The sequence below is a fragment of the Rahnella sp. AA genome (genome assembly GCF_002834385.1).
Lineage (GTDB): Bacteria > Pseudomonadota > Gammaproteobacteria > Enterobacterales > Enterobacteriaceae > Rahnella.
The window spans coordinates 169,491-188,360 of record NZ_PITQ01000003.1 but is presented as its reverse complement, the minus strand read 5'-3'; the positions used below and the strand labels follow the sequence as shown (position 1 = coordinate 188,360).

Sequence of the window (18,870 nt, the reverse complement as noted above, 5' to 3'; positions counted from 1 at the left end):
TGCCCTGACGAAAGCGCAGCACAGTTTATGAACGCGGGATACACGGCGTTTATTTCCCGCGTTCTTTGGGAACCATAACAATAATTGCGATAAGCGAAAGCAGGCAAAACAATACGTTAACCAGTAAACCCGCCGTCGCAGCAACCGCGCCGCCAGCGTATTGTAATGCGGTGTAAACCGACGCTGAAATGGCGACACCGAAGGCTCCCCCTAATGAACTCGCCATTTTATAGATACCCGAAGCTATCCCTATTTTATCCGCGGGCGCGCTGGAAATGGCGGTATCTGTCGAAGGCGTGGCGTAGAACCCAAGGCCGAGGCCAAACAGGATATAACCAATTAATACGACGACGACATAATACGTGTTAGATAAAAATGTCAGCGCCATCAATGCGATCCCAACCCCCGTCATAAAGGTGCCTAACATCATGGGAGTTTTGGCGCCGATTTTTTGCAGTAATTTCTCGCCAACCCTGATCATGGCAAGCACGGCAATCAGATAACCAATTGTCAGCATTCCTGATTGGAACGCGTTGAACCCACGAATCTGCTGCACGTACAAACTGGCGACTAATAATGTTCCGGCCGCAGCATTGAGCATGAAGTTTGAGAAAGTTGCGGCAGCATAGGGCTTATTTTTGAATAACGAAAAATCGATGAAACTGGCTTGTTGTTTGGCAAAGCTGTGTTTGAAAAATACGATGCCGGAAACAATGAATACCGCGAAAAGAATGACCATAGGCTGGCTTACCCACCCCAGCGAACTGCCTTTCGTGATCAGCAGATTCAGCGAGATGAGCATGATTACAAATGCGCACAGGCCGAAATAGTCAAAACGGGGCTGATTCTTCCCGGCGACTTTACTTTCCGGCGTGCCGCGAATAAGCAGCATGCCTAATAATGCGCAAAATATTGAAAAGATGAATATCCACTTCCAGCCCATGGTGGTGGCGACCGCACCACCAAAAAGCGAGCAAACGCCGGAACCTCCCCATGAGCCAATCGACCAGAAACTTAATGCCCGCTGACGATCTTTCCCCTCGTAGTACGTTTTCATCAGCGCAAGCGTCGCGGGCATTATACAAGCGCCAGAGAGCCCCTGAACGATACGGCCGGCGGCAAAGAGCAGGGTATTATCGGCGAATATTATTAGCAGGCAGCCGACAATGCTTAAGATAAAACCTATGTAGGTCATTTTAACGCGGCCAATTTTATCTGCCACGCCACCGGCCACCACAATAAAGCAACCGGAAAATAAAGCAGTGAGGCTGATAGAAAGATTAAGTGAAGCAGAAGGGATATCGATGTCTTCCTGAATGGCCGGGACAATATTCATCATCGACTGAGCAAAAAGCCAGAAGGTTAATACGCCCAGAACGATGCCAAACGTTAACCTGTCACCGCCTTTAAATGGCGTATGATATTTATTGAGTCTTGTGGGTGACATAGAGAGGCCTCTTCATTAAATATAAAAATAGCCATGTTCACTGAGTACATGGCAAAAGCTCCCCGCCCTTAATTAACAGGGAGTCATTCTCCGGTATTTTATTACTTAAGGAATTTTTCGGTTAATGAACACCAGTAGGTCGCGCCAGGAATAATCAGGTCATCATTAAAATCATAACCGGGATTATGCACAGGGCAGCATTCTGGTTCATCACCTGCACCTATCATTAAATAGCTGCCGTTGGGGTTTTCTTCCAGCATGAAAGCAAAGTCTTCACTGCCCATCATGGGGTGCGTGTTTTCGCAAATCATGGCGGAGTCCATTAACTCTTTTGCCACGCTGATGGCGAAATCAGTGGCATCGCAGCCGTTAACTAATTCCGGGCAGCTGTTTATGTGGAGTATTTTAACCGTTGCGCCAAAGCTTTTCGCTTGTCCTTCTGCAATTTCGGTGATGCGTTTCACCAGTAAATTGCGCACCTTTCCGTTCAGCGCTCTGACTGAAAGTTGTAAACGTGCGCTGGCATTAATAATATTGGGTGCCTGCCCGGATTGAATACTGCCTACCGTAACAACACCAGGTTCAAATGGGATAAGATTACGCGACACAATAGTTTGCAGCGCGACAACGATGTGGCAGGCAATCATTGCCGCATCCGTGGTTTTCTCCGGATATGCACCGTGCCCCCCGACGCCAGTCACTTCAATTTCAATAGTATCGGAAGAGGCCATCATCGCGCCTTTTCTGAAATGAAATGTGCCTTTTTTCAAACCAGGCATATTATGTAAAGCAAAGATCGCATCACAGGGAAATTGCGTAAATAAGCCGTCCTGTAGCATTATTTTCCCGCCGTATAGCAATTCTTCACCCGGCTGGAAAATAACGTTCAGGGTACCGTTAAAATTGCGCGTTTTAGCGAGATACTCTGCCGCAAATAGCAAAATGGTGGTGTGTCCGTCGTGCCCGCAACCATGGAATTTTCCATCAACACGGCTGGCCCAGGCTTTGCCGCTGTGCTCTTGCATGGGCAAAGCATCCATATCAGCCCGTAGCCCCAGCACTTTTTTGCCATTGCCTGCGCGCAGCGTGCCGACAACACCGGTCTGAGCCATGCCCCGGTGAACCTCATATCCCCAGGTTGCCAGCTTTTCGGCAACGACATTACTGGTATAAAATTCGTCAAGACCGGTTTCCGGTTGACTATGTAATTGGTGTCTTAATGTCACATAATTTTCTTTGTTTTTCTCGAGTATTTCCCTGATGTTGGACATAGCATTTTTTCCTTCACTTTTATTTATGGACTCCCTGCATTATAAAGCGGCCTGAAAATGGGAACAGGCGGTTACTTTCCCAATAGGCAGCAAATTTTGCGCACTTTACAGTGCCATATGCGGGAATGTAGAAAAATGATGCACCATTTGTTGGCGTGTCTTTTCCTGCAGGGTGAAATAAACGCAGAGGGATAAGCATGCATCAGAAAACATTTAAAAATTATTCTGTCGATATTGTGAATATTTTCGAGGAAGAGAGCCAGGGGTATGATGGCGTCACGCTTTTCTGTATTTTGCAAGGAGAGGCAGCGGTAGTGTTGCAGGGCGCAGAATTATCGCTGCGGCAGCAGGAAATGGTGGTCGTTAACCAATATGAACGCTACCAGATCAACAGTGAAACGGGAAATATCATCATTAAAGTGAATATTTCACATCGATACTTCTCTCGTTATTATACAAATTATGCGGCGGCCCGTTTTTGCCTTGACGTTGAGGAAGGCCACGAACATCGTGGTTTGTTACGCGAAATAATAATGCGTCTCGCTATAAGTAAATTACAAAGCAATAAAGAAACCGGTCTGCTTGAGGTCAACGCTCTTCTGTCAAATTTACTGAGCCTGCTGATTATGTATTTCAAGCAAAGCAGGACACACATCGCGGAATCTCAGCAAAAAACGCATTCAGTAAGAATTAAGAACACGCTCGATTACCTGCAAGATAATTACAATAAACCGCTGTCGCTTTCACTTCTGGCAAAAATTAGCCATACCTCTCCGGCTTATTTCTCCCGGTTATTTTCTCAGGAAGTCGGCATCAGCTTTAAAACCTACCTGACACAACTTCGTTTTATGTGCTGTATAGACGCACTGGAAAAAACAGACAAGCCACTTTATCAAATTGTGGAAGAGAACGGGTTTTACGATACGCGCAATTTCACTGCGCTTTTTAAAACCCGATACGCGATGACGCCAAACAAATATCGCTCGCTCTATCGCGAGGGAAAATCCCCGGTGACCGGAGGGTTTGAGTTCCCCGTGAGGACTCCGCCTGAACGTCCTGCACGTTTTGGGGAAATCCGCCCCTCAGAGCTTTTGGCACTTCTGGGCAATAGTTTGACTGCGCATGAACAAATGGCGGAGCTGGAACCCCTGTCCACGGAAAAATGGATGATTGAACTTCCTGCATCTGATGATGTGTCCCTGGAATTGCCGCATCCGGGCTATATCGTAAGCATTGGCAGGCTCGAAGAACTCCTGAAAGCGCCTGTGCAACAGCAGGTTATGACTGCGCGGGAACAGATGTCGCTGCAATACATTCACGTTGAACATATCATTTCGGAAAACACGCTGCCCGAGGGGTTCCCAACCGATGAAATATGCCCTTCCTTTTCACATTATGCCAACGCCGATATGGCCGTTGAATTCCTCAAAAAGCAGGGGATTGCGCTGCTGATCAGTATTCATTTTCAACTGTCTGAAGAAGACATGCGCAGTTGCACTCTCCGCTTTCTTGATTTTGTCGCGCATAACATCACGCAGTTTGGCGATGATTATGTCAGCTCATGGGCATTCAGTTATCACCCGAACGTTGATTTTTTCGCCGATTCTGAAGCCCGTTTTTTGCGCTTGCGTAGCAAGATTAAAGCGATATTGCCGCGGATGAAAACCGGGGTGTTTTATCCTTTCCCGTTAGAAAAAGAAGCAATGGCTCAGGTGCCGTTATTCACCAGCCACCTCATCAGGAACATCGATTTTTTAGGATTTTCTGCGAACGCAAATGACAAGGTCAGCCATGACGGGTTTGCTAAAGAAGATATCGCTGGTGCTGAATTTTTTGTTGAGCAACATGCCAGAAATATTCTCGGGCAGTTGAAGAAACACGATCTTTCTGTCCCGCTGTTTTTACAAACCTGGAACACATTAACCGGCGATACACGTCTCACCAATGGTTCATTTTTTCGTGGTGCATTGCTGATGGATACGCTTCTCTCACTGCCTTTACCGATAGCGTTTGTGGGGTTCTGGATCAATTCAGAAGTACAAAAGGAAACGCGGGAAGATAAACGAATCGATACCAGCAGCTTGTCATTATTTTATATGGGCAGCACCCGCAGGCCGATGTTTCATGTCTTGCGGCTCCGTGAGCGGCTAAACGGTGTCGTTTTAGCGCGGGGTGACAACTACATCGTGACGCGCAAAGCGCAGGGATATCGGGTATTACTCACCCATAGTGTCAGTTTCAACCCCAGCCTGTCGTTGCAAAATCATCTGATGACCGGCTTTCGCAAACAGATAAACGTGGCCGTAACCGGTATGGAACAGGGCAGTTATCAGATCAAGAGGCACCTTTTTGACCAGAAACATGGTGCGCTCTGTCATCAGTTTGAATGCCAGCCAACGCGCTTTGGGCGCGACAGTGAGGTTATGGCTTTTATCGACGTACATTCCGCGCCCGATCTTCATCTGTATGATGAGGATATTGCGGCATGCTGGAAAGTGAGCGTTGAGATGGATGTGAACGCTATCTGTTTGTTTGAAATAAATAAAATCACTACACCCTGATATCGTTGCAGGTCGGGATCTGAAACAAAATCAGACGCATTTATTTCCATCAAACCGGTCTGATTTTCAGTTTATATTGCCGCCGTGCTCGCCCGCACCTTTAATTTCCCCGCCATAATGACGCGCGTGGCGGCGTCTTCGCCGGAGCACAAATATTCCACCGCCATCCGGCCTAATTCGTTATAGGGCAACTGGACGCTGGTGAGTTTTGGCGTCATCTGGTCGGCGATGCGCTGGTCGTCGTATCCGGCGATCAGAATGTCCTGCGGGATCCGCAGATGCAGCTCGGTCAGCGCCTGATAACAGCCGATGGTCATCCAGTCGCTGGAGCAGAAAATTGCATCCGGCGGTTCGGGCTGATCCATCAGCTGTAACGTGGCGCGATAAGTTTCATTCAGTGACCAGTTGGTGGCCTGCACCAGCCGGTCGTCGGGCGTCATTCCCGCCTGCGTCAGGGCTTCACGGTAACCTTCGAGACGCTTTTCGCACGCTTCCATCCAGTTATCGCCCATGATGTGCGCAATCCGCGTGGCACCCTGATCGATAAGATGGCGGGTAATTTGCAATGCGTTTGCGCGGTCGTCCGGCAGGAAAGTGGGCAGCAGCGGGTACGTGCGATCATAGACATTCAGCAGAACGACAGGCAGCGCCGTCTGGTTAACAAAGGGTGAGAAATCAATCGCCTGAGTCACCGGAGAGGCGATGATAATCCCGACACAGCGGCGCTGGTTCAGTTGAGAAATAATCCGCACCGCGAGTTCAGCATCATCGCCGTAATCATAAACGGTGAGCAGCGTATTCTGCCGCCAGGCGGCCTCACGGGCTTCGCTCAGCGCATCAACAAACGGGTCATAACCTGGCATCGCGTTGATCAGCAGCGCAATTTCTTCCTGTCCGTTGTCGTTGTGTGGCGCGGGCATTTTTTTATAACCCAGCGAAAGTGCGGTATTGAACACCCGCTGGCGTGTTTCTTCGCTGAGTTTGACCGAGCGTGAATTGTTTAAAATCAGCGAGACGGTGGCCTGCGAAACCCCGGCTTCACGCGCAATATCACTCATCGTGACTTTGTTTTTCTTCTCCATTTCCCTTTTCCCGTCTGCCATTTATTTCTCCTTTTTCACTATATCACAGCGGTCTTTTTTGCCCGACCGCCACGCAGTCTGGCTAAAAAGAGTGTGATCTCAATTGCAGAACCCGCATGACGGATTTGCAGCAATGTCAGTCAGGTAATAAACATTAGCTAATAATATTAGTCAATGAGTGATAACGCGAGGAAAGAGCGATGAAAGAGCAATGGAATGAACAGCAGGCGGCGCAGTGGAGCAAGCAGCAGGGATGGATTTGCGGATTCAACTATTTACCGCGTACAGCGGTGAACTGGACGGAACTCTGGCAACGCGAAACCTTTGATGCGGTGACGATCAATCAGGAACTGGGCTGGGCGCACGACGCGGGTTACAACCAGCTGCGCATCAATTTGCCGTTTATCGTCTGGCAGGATGACCGCGACGGTTTGCTGGCGCGCATCGATCAGTTTCTGGATATCGCTGCGCGTCACCGGATAAAAGTGATGCTGACGCTGATGGACGATTGCGGTTTTTCCGGTGACGAGCCGTATCTCGGGCCGCAAAAAGCGCCGGAACCGGGAAAACACAACAGCCAGGCGGCGGCAAGTCCGGGGCGCGACGTGGTGTGTAACCGCGAAATGTGGCCGCAGGTTGAGGATTACGTGCGCGACATAATCCGCCATTTCCGCACTGACGCCCGCATCGCTATCTGGGATTTGTACAACGAACCGGGGAATCGCGGCACGTTTGCGACCGGACTGGAAGAAGTGTTGTATGACGAAAAGCTGGAAGTTTTCGCGCTGGAACTGATGCAAAAGGCGTTTATCTGGGCACGTGAGGAAGACCCGCAGCAACCGCTGACCGTCGGTGCGTGGCATTTCTCGCAGGATCCGGATCAGCCGGAAAGCGAGTTTTTCACGCATCCGATTGATGTAGCAGCGGCAAAACTCTCTGATGTCATCAGTTTTCACGCCTACGTCGCCACGCCAAAACTTTTGCAGGCGCTGCGTTTCTGGCAAGAATTCAACCGCCCGATGCTGTGCACAGAATGGCTGGCGCGCCACGTTGGCAGCGTTATCGAAGAGCAACTGCCGTTGTTCAGCGCCTTCAACGCCGGGTGTTATCAGTGGGGGCTGGTGCGCGGAAAAACCCAGACCACGCTGCCGTGGCCGGTAGTGCGCAAGGGCAATCACGACTACGCCCATTTGTGGTTCCACGATGTGCTGGACGAATACGGTATTCCGTTCCGCCGCGCTGAAATGGATCTGGTCCGCCGTTTAACGCGTATGAAATAACCCTTCAACATGCTGCACAGGGAAGTGCGAGGCTGAATAAAAATGACGATTTCAATGAAAATCCCGTCCAGGGAATTGTGGTCTTATTTTGGTTACGGGCTGGGGCAATGCTTCAGTTTCGGGTTAGTAGGTTCGTTTATTAACTATTTTTATACCGACGTGCTGGGTATTTCCGCGCTGGCGGCCAGTACCATATTTCTGGTCGCCCGTGCATGGGATGCGATTCATGATCCGCTGTTTGCCAGCGTCATGGATACCATCCAGACCCGCTTCGGGAAATTCCGCCATTTTATGTTGCTGGCGCCTTTCCTGATTACGCTGGTCACGCTGGCGTCGTTTTATAATATTGATGCGCCGATGGGAACGAAAATTCTTTATGCCGGTGCGACCTATATATTGTGGGGCACGCTGTATGCCATTTCGGATATTCCGTTCTGGTCGATGAGTTCGGTGATGAGCTCAGAGCCGAAAGAACGCACCAAAGCGGTCACCGCCGCCGTACTGGGTGTGAATGCCGGTATCGCGTGTGCGTCGATCTTCTTCCCCCGGCTGACGGCGTTTTTCGCGCCGGGCTCCGGTGACCACGGTTACTTTATGGCGACCGTGGTGATGATGGTGATCGGGTTGCTGCTGATGATCAACGGGTTCTGGAATATCAAAGAACGGGTGCCGCCCAGCAGTGAAAAAGTCACCATGCGCGATACGTTCCATAACCTGAAAAATAACCGGCCACTGTTTTTTGTTCTGGCGGCATTCTTTTTCTGCGTCCTGCACAATATCGCTAACGGCATTTACATCTATTTCTTTATTTATAATATGGGCGATGGGGCATTGCAGGCGGCAATTGGCGTGATGGGAATATTAGCGGCGATTGCCTGTCTGACCGCACCGTTATTAACGCGCCGTTATAAAAAACGCACCCTGTTTATTGTGCTTTGCGCACTGGATATTGTGGTACGCATTGTCTTGTGGTTCAGCGGATACCACAACATGACCTGGCTGTTTATTCTGCTGGGGCTGAGCACGGTATTTGTGATGATGAGCAATCTGTTCACGTCGGCCATGATCGTCGACACCATCGAATATGCCGAATACAAAACCAACAAACGTTGTGCGGCCATTACGTTTTCCGGTCAGACGTTCACCGGTAAAATGTCTGTTGCCGTCGGTGGCGGGCTGGTGGGGATATTTCTCACCGCGATTCATTACGTCCCTCAGGCTGCACTTCAAACGGAAAACGTGCTCAACGGGCTGTTCTTTGGTATCAGCCTGTTGCCTGCAATCGGCTCATTAATTCGTATCGGCTTCATGTGGTTCTTTGATTTTACTGAAGATAAACATGCTGAAGTGTTGGCAATTTTGGAACAACGCCGCAAATCAGGCGAAGCCTTTCAGGCGCCAGAGCAGGGAACAGAGTCAGAGACTAAACCTCTGTCAGGGCATGCTTCAACTTTCTGATTTTACCTTTATACGTCAACCCAACGCCTCCCTTCACCAGGGAGGCGTTGCCCGGGCTAAACCCATCTCACTTGTCCGCTTTACAACAAACTGTACGCAGATTGTTCTCTCTGCCTCTAAGCCTGTCGGCGGTGGCAAATAAAACCCCTTGTTTTTCAATGGCAACACACGTTGGGCACATTGGTACAAACACTGCACATACCTGTACGTCAACTGGACACTACAGGAGAGAAAACGATGGCAATGCGTCAATGTGCAATCTACGGGAAAGGGGGTATTGGGAAATCCACCACCACCCAGAACCTTGTAGCGGCTCTGGCCGAAATGAAGAAGAAAGTCATGATTGTCGGCTGTGACCCTAAAGCTGACTCAACCCGCCTGATTCTGCATGCGAAAGCACAGAATACCATTATGGAAATGGCGGCTGAAGTGGGCTCTGTGGAAGATCTGGAGCTGGAAGATGTGATGCAAATCGGCTACGGCGGCGTTCGCTGTGCCGAATCCGGCGGCCCTGAGCCGGGTGTGGGTTGTGCTGGTCGTGGTGTTATCACCGCCATCAACTTCCTGGAAGAAGAAGGCGCGTATGTGCCGGATCTGGACTTCGTGTTTTACGACGTACTGGGTGACGTGGTGTGTGGCGGGTTCGCAATGCCGATTCGCGAAAACAAAGCGCAGGAAATTTACATCGTTTGCTCCGGTGAAATGATGGCGATGTACGCCGCCAACAACATTTCCAAAGGCATCGTGAAATATGCCAAATCAGGCAAAGTGCGCCTGGCCGGGTTGATTTGTAACTCCCGTCAGACAGACCGCGAAGATGAACTGATCATCGCGCTGGCTGAAAAACTGGGCACGCAGATGATTCACTTCGTTCCACGCGACAACATCGTACAGCGGGCTGAAATACGCCGCATGACGGTCATCGAATATGACCCGACCTGCGCGCAGGCCGATCAGTACCGCACGCTGGCGAACAAAATCGTCAACAACACCAAAATGGTTGTACCGACACCGGTCACCATGGACGAGCTGGAAGCCCTGTTAATGGAATTCGGCATTATGGAAGAAGAAGACCTGACTATCGTCGGTCGTACCGCTGCCGAAGAGGCGTGAGTGCTTCCCCTTTAACCGCAGATGCACAAACCGCAGGGAATGTGCATCTTCTCAGGCAATCAGTGGAGTCTTTATGACCAGTGAAACACGCGAACGCAATGAGGCGCTGATCCAGGAAGTGCTGGAGATCTTCCCCGAGAAAGCGCTCAAAGATCGTAAGAAACACATGATGACCACCGATCCGGCGATGGAAAGCGTCGGTAAGTGTATCGTCTCTAACCGCAAATCTCAGCCGGGCGTCATGACCGTGCGCGGCTGTGCGTATGCCGGTTCGAAAGGCGTGGTCTTTGGCCCGATCAAAGATATGGCGCACATTTCTCACGGCCCGATTGGCTGTGGTCAATATTCCCGCGCCGGTCGTCGCAACTATTACACCGGCTGGAGCGGCGTTAACAGCTTTGGCACCCTCAACTTCACCAGTGATTTTCAGGAACGTGACATCGTGTTTGGCGGCGATAAAAAGCTCGACAAACTGATCGACGAACTGGAGATGTTATTCCCGCTCACCAAAGGGATCTCGGTGCAGTCCGAATGCCCGGTGGGGCTGATCGGGGATGATATCTCTGCGGTGGCGAAAGCCAGCAGTGCCAAAATCGGTAAGCCGGTTGTGCCGGTGCGCTGTGAAGGGTTCCGTGGTGTCTCGCAGTCCCTCGGCCACCATATTGCTAACGACGTGATCCGCGACTGGGTGCTGGATAACCGCGAAGGCAACACCTTTGAAACCACGCCGTATGACGTTGCCATTATCGGTGACTACAACATCGGCGGTGACGCCTGGGCATCGCGTATTTTGCTCGAAGAAATGGGGCTGCGCGTGGTGGCACAGTGGTCCGGTGACGGTACGTTGGTTGAGATGGAAAACACCCCAAAGGTGGCGCTGAATCTGGTGCACTGTTACCGCTCGATGAACTATATCTCCCGCCATATGGAAGAAAAACACGGCATTCCGTGGATGGAATATAACTTTTTTGGCCCGACCAAAATTGCCGAATCCCTGCGCGAAATCGCTGCCCGTTTTGACGAAACCATCCAGAAAAACGCTGAGGCCGTCATTGAAAAATATCAGGCGCAAACTCAGGCCGTTATCGACAAATACCGTCCGCGTCTGGAAGGCAAAAAAGTGCTGCTGTACCTCGGTGGTCTGCGCCCGCGTCACATCATCGGGGCGTATGAAGATCTGGGGATGGAGATCATCGGTACTGGTTATGAATTTGGCCATAACGATGACTATGACCGCACTTTGCCGATGCTTAAAGAAGGCACATTACTGTTCGATGATCTGAGCAGCTATGAGCTGGAAGCTTTTGTGAAAGCGCTGAAACCCGATCTGGTCGGGTCAGGCATCAAAGAAAAATACATCTTCCAGAAAATGGGTGTGCCGTTCCGTCAGATGCACTCCTGGGATTATTCCGGCCCTTATCATGGTTACGACGGCTTTGGTATTTTCGCGCGTGACATGGATATGACCCTGAACAATCCGGGCTGGAGCCAGCTGACCGCCCCCTGGTTGAAATCGGCCTGATTCAGGCCGCAGAGATTCCGTCAGTTCACAGATTTGTGGCGCGGAAGGAGAGAGACATGAGTCAAGATCTTGGCACCCCAAAATCCTGTTTCCCGCTGTTCGAGCAGGATGAATATCAGAGTATGTTTACCCAGAAGCGTGCGCTTGAAGAAGCCTACGGCGACGCGAAAGTCCGTGAAGTTTTCGAATGGACGACCACGCAGGAGTATCAGGATCTCAACTTTACGCGCGAAGCGCTGACAGTCGATCCCGCCAAAGCCTGCCAGCCTTTGGGCGCAGTGCTTTGCGCGCTGGGCTTTGCCAACACGCTGCCGTATGTTCACGGTTCACAAGGGTGTGTGGCGTATTTCCGCACCTATTTTAACCGTCATTTCAAAGAGCCGGTGGCCTGTGTTTCCGACTCAATGACCGAAGACGCCGCCGTTTTCGGGGGCAATAACAACATGAACACCGGTCTGCAAAACGCCAGCGCGTTATACAAACCGGACATTATTGCCGTATCGACGACCTGTATGGCCGAAGTTATTGGTGATGACTTGCAGGCTTTTATTGCCAACGCCAAGAAAGACGGTTTTGTTGATGCCAGTATGCCTGTCCCGTATGCCCACACGCCGAGCTTCCTGGGCAGCCATGTGACCGGCTGGGACAACATGTTTGAAGGTTTTGCCCGCACATTTACCACCGATGCTGCGCGTGAATATCAGCCTGGCAAACTGGCTAAACTCAACGTCGTCACCGGGTTTGAAACCTATCTGGGCAATTACCGGGTGATCCACCGGATGATGGAACAGATGGGCGTTGAATGTAGCGTATTGTCTGATCCGTCCGAAGTTCTTGATACCCCGGCAGATGGTCATTACCGCATGTACGCAGGCGGTACCACGCAAGATGAAATGCGTGATGCGCCCGATGCTATCGACACATTGTTGTTGCAGCCGTGGCAGTTGCAGAAAACCAAAAAACTGGTGCAGGGGGACTGGAATCAACCCGCGACGGAAGTCAGCGTGCCTATCGGCCTGGCCGCCACCGATGCCTTGCTGATGGCGGTGAGCGAACTGACCGGCAAACCGATTGCTGATGCCCTGGCAACCGAGCGTGGCCGCCTGGTCGATATGATGCTTGACTCGCACACCTGGCTGCACGGCAAGCGTTTTGGCCTGTACGGCGATCCGGATTTCGTGATGGGCATGACTGCGTTCCTGCTGGAACTGGGGTGTGAACCGACCACGATCCTGAGCCATAACGGCAACAAACGCTGGCAGAAAGCGATGAAGAAAATGCTGGCGGATTCACCTTACGGGCAGGACAGCGAAGTGTACGTGAACTGTGATCTGTGGCATTTCCGTTCGCTGATGTTCACGCGCAAACCGGATTTCATGATCGGCAACTCGTACGGGAAATTCATTCAGCGTGACACGCTGGCGAAGGGTGAACAGTTTGAAGTTCCGCTTATCCGCATCGGTTTCCCGATTTTCGACCGGCATCATCTGCACCGTCAGACGACCTGGGGATACGAAGGCGCAATGAGCGTGCTGACCCAACTGGTGAACGCCGTGCTGGAGCAGCTGGATCGCGAAACCATGAAGCTGGGTAAAACCGACTACAACTTCGACCTGATCCGCTAACTCCCCCTGACCCCGGTGCTTTCGCGCTCCGGGGTTTTTCCCTTTACCGATGGGGCGCGAGACGCCAGGAGGTGCCTGTGCCGATGGTTATTTTCCGACTGCGTAATGACAGTCTTTATTGCTATATCGCCAAACAGGATATGGAAGCCAAAGTGACAGAACTGGAGCACAACCACCCGCAGCGGTGGGGGGGACGCGTCTGCCTTGAAGGCGGAAAAACCTATTATGTTGAACCTCAGCCTGCGGTGCCGACCTTTCCCATCAGCCTGCGGGCAACCCGTTCAGAACTCTGAGAGGAGTGAATCCGATGTCAAAAGACGATCTGCTGTTCTGGCGTTTATTCGCCGTGGTGCAAGTGTTTCCCGAAATTCCACCGCCTGATGTGCTCACCTGGCTCACCCGGGGTGGGCGGGAATATGATGAAACGATCGGGCTGGCGCATTTGCAGTCTCTGAGTCTGGAAGAACTCGAGGCCACATTTCCCGGAGACAGCGCCACCATCACGCTCAACCGGTGGCAGTCGCTGATGAGTTGCCTGCAAGGCGAATTACCGCCGCATCTGACCCTCACGGAAAATCGCCGCCAGCCACAGCAGTTAAGGGTGGCATTTTCGTCTCTGGATGGCATCACGGTAAACGGTCATTTTGGTCAGTCACATCTGTTTTTCATCTATGCCTTTGACAGCGACGGGCCGTACCTGATGGCACTGCGCCGTACACCGGCCTCTCAGGACGGTGAAGAATCGAATGAAACTCGTGCCCGTCTGATCAATGACTGTCATTTGCTGTTCTGCGAAGCCATTGGCGGCCCGGCGGCCGCGCGGATCATCCGTCACAATATTCATCCCGTCAAAGTGGTGCCCGGTGTCAGTATTGAATCGCAGCTTGCCGCATTGCAAAACATGCTGACCGGCAACATGCCGCCGTGGCTGGCGCGCCGGCTGGGGAAAATCAATCCGCTGGAAAACCGTCTGTTCAGTTAGGTTCCCACCCGGGGCGCGGCCTGCGCCCCGGGTGGCGTGATTTTCAGACTGTACAAAAATTGACGATAATTTGGCTTAGGGGTAGTTTGATTCCACTGCGAAACAGCAGGTTAGCCAGCAGGCTTCGAGCTGGCTCCCTTTTTAAAATGGAGTTTAAAACTATGGCTATTCCAGCTTATCTATGGCTCAAAGACGACGGTGACGCGGATATCTACGGCTCTGTCGATGTTGCAGGCCGGAGCCTGACCAACAAAAACAACCCCGACCGCCAGCAGGTCAAAGGGCTGGGGCCGCTTCCCCGGGGAACGTACAGAATTGCGGGGCACTCAATATCAAAAGGCCCGGTGACCATTATCCTGGAGCAGACATCCGGGGACTCTTTTGGCCGTTCGGCGTTCCGCATTCATGGGGAAAGGGTCAACAAGCCTGCGGGCTTCGCGTCTGAGGGCTGTATTATTATGTCCCAGGCAACCCGGCGACGTGTTCTGCGTGAAGGTGGGACACTTGAGGTAGTCCGATGAAGCCGCTCATACTTTTGGGGCTGTTCCCTTGGCTGGTCTGGGCCGGGGGAAATGCCACCGACTGGTCAGCTTCGCTGAAAGGTATCGGGTCGGGCGAGCAAACCTGGCTTGATAAAGTCCCGGAACTGGCGGCCACGGCGGACGTTAAGCAGGCCATCAGTCTGGAGGATGCACTGGCCAGGGCGCTATCGAAAAACGCCCCGGGCGTTCTGGACATGCTCGGTATCATTGACGCTAAAACATGGCCTCATATGATAGGGACGGATATTGTTTGCGGCGTTCCGGCTGAGCAAACAGCTCCGGTGGTTGAGGATTTTTATCAGCACACCCGCCTGGCCCTGCTGGGGACGGACAAGGGCGCAACCTGCTTATGGATCCTCGAAGCAAGCTATGAGGAATGGAAGGCAGACAACGCCCGTAAGATTAAGTAATTTTACCCACGGAAGTACAAGGCCTGGCCTGCTGACCGGGCCTTCCTTACGCTCTACACCCATTCCCGGTTTACTTCTGTTCCCTGTGTCTTCTTTGTGTCCTTTGTGTCGTTTGTCACAAACGCGACAAATAAATCCCCTTCAAAATCATAGCGTAACGACTGGCCTGCTCCTTGCAACATTCTCACTGATACTTATTTGTCATGACGAGGTTGCGATGAAGGCAAAAGAAATACTGGCACTGATTGATGAGCCAGCCTGTGAGCATAACCACAAGCAAAAATCAGGCTGCAGCCTGCCCAAACCGGGGGCGACGGCGGGCGGTTGTGCCTTTGACGGCGCGCAGATTGCCCTGCTGCCGGTCGCGGACGTCGCGCATCTGGTTCATGGCCCGATTGGGTGTACCGGAAGCTCCTGGGATAACCGTGGCAGCCGCAGTTCCGGGCCGTCGGTCAACCGGATGGGATTTACCACCGACATGAGCGAACAGGATGTGATCATGGGGCGCGGTGAACGCCGGTTGTTTCACGCTGTTCAGCATATTGTCAGCCATTACCATCCGGCGGCGGTGTTTATCTACAACACCTGCGTACCGGCAATGGAGGGGGATGACGTCGAAGCCGTCTGCCGTGCGGCCTCTGCGGCGGCCGGTGTCCCGGTTATCTCCGTGGATGCCGCCGGATTCTATGGCAGCAAAAATCTCGGCAACCGTATCGCCGGGGAAGTCATGGTGAAAAAGGTGATCGGCCAGCGCGAGCCTGCCCCCTGGCCGGAAGGTTCACCGGTGCCCGCAGCGCATCGCCACAGCATCAGCCTGATCGGTGAATTCAATATCGCCGGTGAATTCTGGCACGTTCTGCCGTTGCTCGATGAACTGGGTATCCGCGTGCTGTGCAGCCTGTCGGGAGATTCCCGATTTGCCGAAATCCAGACCATGCACCGCAGTGAGGTCAATATGCTGGTGTGTTCGCGGGCGCTGATCAACGTTGCCCGCAAGATGGAAGAGCGTTACCAAATCCCGTGGTTCGAGGGCAGTTTTTACGGTCTGCGCGCAATGGCGGATTCCCTGCGTACCATTGCCGCACTGCTGAAAGACCCGGATTTACAAGAGCGTACCGAACGTTTGATCGAACGGGAAGAAGCGGCGACCCAAAAGCTCCTGGCCCCTTACCGCGCGAGGCTCAGCGGCCGTAAAGCGCTGCTGTATACCGGCGGGGTGAAATCCTGGTCGGTTGTCTCCGCCTTGCAGGATCTGGGGATTACGGTTGTAGCGACCGGCACCCGTAAATCCACCGAAGAAGACAAACAACGTATCCGCGAACTGATGGGTGAAGACGTGCTGATGCTTGATGAAGGCAATGCGCGGATCCTGCTCGATACCCTCTACCGCTTTGGCGGCGACATCATGATCGCCGGTGGCCGCAACATGTACACCGCCTACAAAGCCCGCCTGCCGTTCCTGGATATCAATCAGGAGCGTGAACACGCCTTTGCCGGTTATCCCGGATTAGTCAATCTGGCGGAACAACTGTGCGTCACGATGGAAAGCCCGATCTGGTCGCAGGTCAACCGTCTGGCGCCGTGGCGCTAAAAAGGGCTTCAGAAGCGTTGCTCTCAATCATTGTTTTGGAGGATGTGTATGGCTCAAATTCTGCGTAATTCCAAACCCCTGGCGACTACGCCCATTAAAAGCGGGCAACCGCTCGGGGCAATTCTGGCCAGTCAGGGGCTGGAAAGTTGCATTCCGCTGGTTCATGGCGCGCAAGGTTGCAGCGCGTTCGCCAAGGTCTTTTTTATCCAGCATTTTCATGATCCGATCCCGTTGCAATCCACGGCGATGGAATCGACCACCACCATTATGGGGTCGGATGGCAACGTCAGTACTGCGCTCACCACGCTGTGTCAGCGCAGTAATCCGAAAGCCATTGTGATCCTCAGCACCGGGCTTTCGGAAGCGCAGGGCAGCGATTTGTCGATGGCGTTACGCGAGTTTCGCCAGAAAGAACCTCGCTTTAACAATATCGCGATCCTGACCGTGAACACGCCGGATTTCTATGGCTCGCTGGAAAACGGCTACAGCGCGCTGATGGAAAGCGTGATCACCCAGTGGGTGCCGGAAAAACCCCCGACCGGCACGCGCAATAAACGCGTCAATCTGCTGGTCAGCCATTTACTGACGCCGGGAGATCTGGAACTGCTGCGCAGCTATGTCGAAGCCTTCGGCCTGCAACCGGTGATCCTGCCGGATTTATCGCAGTCGCTGGACGGGCATCTGGCTAACGGGGATTTCCATCCGGTCACGCAGGGGGGCACGCCGCAGCGCCAGATTGAGCAAATGGGGCAAAGCCTGACCACCATAACCGTCGGCAGTTCGCTTAACTGTGCTGCCAGCCTGATGGCAATGCGCAGCCGCGGGATGGCGCTGAATCTGCCGCACCTGATGACGCTGGAAAATACCGACAACCTGATCCGGCATCTGCATCAGATTTCAGGCCGCGAAGTTCCCGCCTGGATTGAACGCCAGCGCGGGCAACTGCTGGACGCAATGATCGACTGCCACACCTGGCTGCAATCACAACGTATTGCACTGGCGGCTGAGGCCGATCTGCTGGTGGCCTGGTGTGATTTTGCCCAAAGCCAGGGGATGAGCGTGGGGCCGGTCATTGCGCCGGTCAATCAGCCTTCGCTGGCCGGTTTGCCGGTTGAGCAGGTGGTGATCGGCGATCTGGAAGATTTGCAAACCCAGCTCGATAGCCGCCCGGCGTCGTTGCTGGTGGCTAACTCCCACGCCGCGCCGCTGGCCGAAAAAAACGGCATCGCCCTGGTGCGTGCCGGTTTTCCGCTCTACGACCGGCTCGGCGAATTCCGGCGGGTCCGGCAGGGTTACGCGGGGATCCGCGACACGCTGTTTGAGCTCGCCAACCTGGTGCAGGAACAGCATCACATGCTGGCCGCCTACCATTCGCCGCTTAAGCAGGTGTTCAGCTTTAACCTGATGCCGGAGGCCAGCTATGGCTCGCACTAATCGTTATCTCGATACCGTCAGCGCCACCGAATGGCCCATGCAGGTCGCCTTTGCCAGTTCGGATTATCACCACGTCGATCAGCATTTTGGTGCCACCACCCGTCTGGTGGTGTACGGCGTAAAACAAGATCAGGTGCAGCTGTTGCGCGTGGCGGAATTCAATGCGCACTCCGGCCACCAGCAGGAAAAAATCGCCTGCCGGATGGCGGCGCTGGAAGACTGTGTGACGCTTTATTGCCTGGCTATCGGCGATTCCGTTTTCCGCCAGTTGCTGGAAATCGGGGTGCGGGCCATCAAAGTGCCGGAGGACACCGACATTGCTCAGTTGCTCAAACAAACGCAACAACACTGGTCAGCGGCAGAGCGCCAGGTGACGCGCCGTCAGCGGGATCCCGGACGTTTCGACAAACTGCTGGCGGGGGACGAATGGCAGGAGGACGACCGGCTGTGAAAACCCGGTTCGTGCAGGGAAAGTGCCCTGAGCACTGTGTCATCTGTATGACAAACCTGACAAATATCGCGACATCTGTGTGGGCATTGTTTATATCGCCA

16 protein-coding genes are annotated in these 18,870 nt (G+C 52.8%); 13 read left to right on the top strand and 3 right to left on the bottom strand.

Annotation, left to right across the window (positions count from 1 at the left end):
• Positions 1-49: 49 nt before the first annotated feature.
• Both CWS43_RS09185 and CWS43_RS09180 read right to left on the bottom strand, forming a co-directional pair.
• Positions 50-1,447 carry an MFS transporter gene (locus tag CWS43_RS09185; protein ID WP_101076638.1) on the bottom strand — a complete coding sequence of 466 codons (1,398 nt, stop codon included), beginning with the start codon at positions 1,445-1,447 and terminating at the stop codon, positions 50-52.
• Between the two features lie 101 nt (positions 1,448-1,548).
• Complete coding sequence (locus CWS43_RS09180) at positions 1,549-2,718, bottom strand: M20 aminoacylase family protein (RefSeq protein ID WP_101076637.1); 1,170 nt, start codon at positions 2,716-2,718, stop codon at positions 1,549-1,551.
• 353 nt (positions 2,719-3,071) lie between these two features.
• On the opposite strand from CWS43_RS09180, the gene CWS43_RS09175 reads away from it, so the two are divergent.
• The gene (locus tag CWS43_RS09175) at positions 3,072-5,279 is read left to right on the top strand and encodes a helix-turn-helix domain-containing protein (RefSeq protein ID WP_157825368.1); all 2,208 of its coding nucleotides are present in this window, start codon (positions 3,072-3,074) and stop codon (positions 5,277-5,279) included.
• A 71-nt stretch (positions 5,280-5,350) separates the two neighbouring features.
• Here CWS43_RS09175 and CWS43_RS09170 read toward each other — a convergent pair whose 3' ends face one another.
• Positions 5,351-6,361, bottom strand: a complete 1,011-nt coding sequence (locus tag CWS43_RS09170) for a LacI family DNA-binding transcriptional regulator (protein WP_101076967.1) — start codon at positions 6,359-6,361, stop codon at positions 5,351-5,353.
• A gap of 200 nt (positions 6,362-6,561) precedes the next feature.
• Here CWS43_RS09170 and CWS43_RS09165 point away from each other — a divergent pair, with 200 nt between their 5' ends.
• The 12 genes from CWS43_RS09165 to CWS43_RS09105 all read left to right on the top strand — a co-directional run bounded on the left by CWS43_RS09165 (position 6,562) and on the right by CWS43_RS09105 (position 18,769).
• Positions 6,562-7,641 carry a cellulase family glycosylhydrolase gene (locus CWS43_RS09165; RefSeq protein WP_101076635.1) on the top strand — a complete coding sequence of 360 codons (1,080 nt, stop codon included), beginning with the start codon at positions 6,562-6,564 and terminating at the stop codon, positions 7,639-7,641.
• A gap of 42 nt (positions 7,642-7,683) precedes the next feature.
• The gene (locus tag CWS43_RS09160) at positions 7,684-9,099 is read left to right on the top strand and encodes an MFS transporter (protein ID WP_101076634.1); all 1,416 of its coding nucleotides are present in this window, start codon (positions 7,684-7,686) and stop codon (positions 9,097-9,099) included.
• A gap of 237 nt (positions 9,100-9,336) precedes the next feature.
• Positions 9,337-10,212, top strand: coding sequence for a nitrogenase iron protein (nifH, locus tag CWS43_RS09155; RefSeq protein ID WP_101076633.1), 876 nt, complete (start codon positions 9,337-9,339; stop codon positions 10,210-10,212).
• A gap of 73 nt (positions 10,213-10,285) precedes the next feature.
• Positions 10,286-11,734, top strand: coding sequence for a nitrogenase molybdenum-iron protein alpha chain (nifD, locus tag CWS43_RS09150; protein WP_101076632.1), 1,449 nt, complete (start codon positions 10,286-10,288; stop codon positions 11,732-11,734).
• Between the two features lie 56 nt (positions 11,735-11,790).
• Positions 11,791-13,359, top strand: a complete 1,569-nt coding sequence (gene nifK, locus CWS43_RS09145) for a nitrogenase molybdenum-iron protein subunit beta (RefSeq protein WP_101076631.1) — start codon at positions 11,791-11,793, stop codon at positions 13,357-13,359.
• A 77-nt stretch (positions 13,360-13,436) separates the two neighbouring features.
• The gene (nifT, locus tag CWS43_RS09140; protein WP_101076630.1) at positions 13,437-13,652 is read left to right on the top strand and encodes a putative nitrogen fixation protein NifT; all 216 of its coding nucleotides are present in this window, start codon (positions 13,437-13,439) and stop codon (positions 13,650-13,652) included.
• A 14-nt stretch (positions 13,653-13,666) separates the two neighbouring features.
• Positions 13,667-14,341: a NifB/NifX family molybdenum-iron cluster-binding protein gene (locus tag CWS43_RS09135; RefSeq protein WP_101076629.1), complete on the top strand. Its 675-nt coding sequence runs from the start codon at positions 13,667-13,669 to the stop codon at positions 14,339-14,341.
• Between the two features lie 161 nt (positions 14,342-14,502).
• Positions 14,503-14,862: a tlde1 domain-containing protein gene (locus CWS43_RS09125; protein WP_369825855.1), complete on the top strand. Its 360-nt coding sequence runs from the start codon at positions 14,503-14,505 to the stop codon at positions 14,860-14,862.
• The gene (locus tag CWS43_RS09120; protein WP_101076628.1) at positions 14,859-15,293 is read left to right on the top strand and encodes a hypothetical protein; all 435 of its coding nucleotides are present in this window, start codon (positions 14,859-14,861) and stop codon (positions 15,291-15,293) included. Before CWS43_RS09125 ends, CWS43_RS09120 begins: the two co-directional genes overlap by 4 nt.
• A gap of 217 nt (positions 15,294-15,510) precedes the next feature.
• Positions 15,511-16,884, top strand: a complete 1,374-nt coding sequence (nifE, locus tag CWS43_RS09115; protein ID WP_101076627.1) for a nitrogenase iron-molybdenum cofactor biosynthesis protein NifE — start codon at positions 15,511-15,513, stop codon at positions 16,882-16,884.
• A gap of 48 nt (positions 16,885-16,932) precedes the next feature.
• A complete protein-coding gene (nifN, locus tag CWS43_RS09110; protein ID WP_101076626.1) occupies positions 16,933-18,318 on the top strand; it encodes a nitrogenase iron-molybdenum cofactor biosynthesis protein NifN in 1,386 nt (461 codons plus the stop codon).
• On the top strand, positions 18,305-18,769 hold the full coding sequence (locus CWS43_RS09105; protein WP_101076625.1) for a NifB/NifX family molybdenum-iron cluster-binding protein: 465 nt from the start codon (positions 18,305-18,307) through the stop codon (positions 18,767-18,769). Before nifN ends, CWS43_RS09105 begins: the two co-directional genes overlap by 14 nt.
• Positions 18,770-18,870 lie beyond the last annotated feature (101 nt).

Bases quoted from the DNA above. Each gene is read 5' to 3' on its own strand.
- CWS43_RS09185 (WP_101076638.1), bottom strand. From the start codon at position 1,447: ATGTCACCCACAAGACTCAATAAATATCATACGCCATTTAAAGGCGGT.
- CWS43_RS09180 (WP_101076637.1), bottom strand. From the start codon at position 2,718: ATGTCCAACATCAGGGAAATACTCGAGAAAAACAAAGAAAATTATGTG.
- CWS43_RS09175 (WP_157825368.1), top strand. From the start codon at position 3,072: ATGGTGGTCGTTAACCAATATGAACGCTACCAGATCAACAGTGAAACG.
- CWS43_RS09170 (WP_101076967.1), bottom strand. From the start codon at position 6,361: ATGGAGAAGAAAAACAAAGTCACGATGAGTGATATTGCGCGTGAAGCC.
- CWS43_RS09165 (WP_101076635.1), top strand. From the start codon at position 6,562: ATGAAAGAGCAATGGAATGAACAGCAGGCGGCGCAGTGGAGCAAGCAG.
- CWS43_RS09160 (WP_101076634.1), top strand. From the start codon at position 7,684: ATGACGATTTCAATGAAAATCCCGTCCAGGGAATTGTGGTCTTATTTT.
- nifH (WP_101076633.1), top strand. From the start codon at position 9,337: ATGGCAATGCGTCAATGTGCAATCTACGGGAAAGGGGGTATTGGGAAA.
- nifD (WP_101076632.1), top strand. From the start codon at position 10,286: ATGACCAGTGAAACACGCGAACGCAATGAGGCGCTGATCCAGGAAGTG.
- nifK (WP_101076631.1), top strand. From the start codon at position 11,791: ATGAGTCAAGATCTTGGCACCCCAAAATCCTGTTTCCCGCTGTTCGAG.
- CWS43_RS09135 (WP_101076629.1), top strand. From the start codon at position 13,667: ATGTCAAAAGACGATCTGCTGTTCTGGCGTTTATTCGCCGTGGTGCAA.
- CWS43_RS09125 (WP_369825855.1), top strand. From the start codon at position 14,503: ATGGCTATTCCAGCTTATCTATGGCTCAAAGACGACGGTGACGCGGAT.
- CWS43_RS09120 (WP_101076628.1), top strand. From the start codon at position 14,859: ATGAAGCCGCTCATACTTTTGGGGCTGTTCCCTTGGCTGGTCTGGGCC.
- nifE (WP_101076627.1), top strand. From the start codon at position 15,511: ATGAAGGCAAAAGAAATACTGGCACTGATTGATGAGCCAGCCTGTGAG.
- nifN (WP_101076626.1), top strand. From the start codon at position 16,933: ATGGCTCAAATTCTGCGTAATTCCAAACCCCTGGCGACTACGCCCATT.
- CWS43_RS09105 (WP_101076625.1), top strand. From the start codon at position 18,305: ATGGCTCGCACTAATCGTTATCTCGATACCGTCAGCGCCACCGAATGG.